The organism is Aminobacter sp. P4_D5, assembly GCF_056401815.1.
On the sequence record NZ_JBFUIP010001459.1, the window covers coordinates 1 to 508 of the forward strand.

Here is a 508-nt window from a genome sequence, read left to right on the forward strand (position 1 = left end):
GCGCTGCGCCAGCCCCATGCCCAGCGGCGCTCGCGGATTGGCCGCCAGCTCCAGCACCGTCGCGTCGCCGCGCAGGAAGCGCTGCACCGCGTCGCGCGCCGGCGCGAGGCTCGGCCCCGTCAACGCCGCTGTCGCTTGCTGGGCAAGGCGCTGCCGGAAGGTGTTTTCCGGCGTGCCCTCACGCTGCGCCGCCGTGCGCACCCAGCGGCGGAACAGCGAGAGGTCGGCATAGCGCAGCCGCGCGGAGATCAGCCGCATGTTCTCGGCGCTCTGCGCATTCATGTTCTCGCGCACATTGTCCACTCGGAAGGCCAGGCTCAGCTCGCCCGCATCCCGCAGCTCGATGCTGAGAACGGGCATGTCGAGCACGCCTGTCGTCGTGTCGTGCGTGGCCTCCATCCGGGCCTCGGCGCGCAGGCTGGAGTAGTCGAGGCGCTGCATCCACTCGGCATGCGGCGGCGCCGGATTCACCTCCAACCCCCGAATGGCCAGGGAGCCGGTACTGGGC

Annotated in this window: 1 protein-coding gene; it reads right to left on the minus strand. The window is 71.5% G+C overall.

Annotated elements, in window-relative coordinates; all coding sequences use genetic code 11:
• Nucleotides 1-471 (minus strand): hypothetical protein (locus tag AC1DWF_RS38955; protein ID WP_476843725.1); only part of this gene is annotated, 471 nt, incomplete at its 3' end.
• Between the last annotated feature and the right edge of the window lie 37 nt (nt 472-508).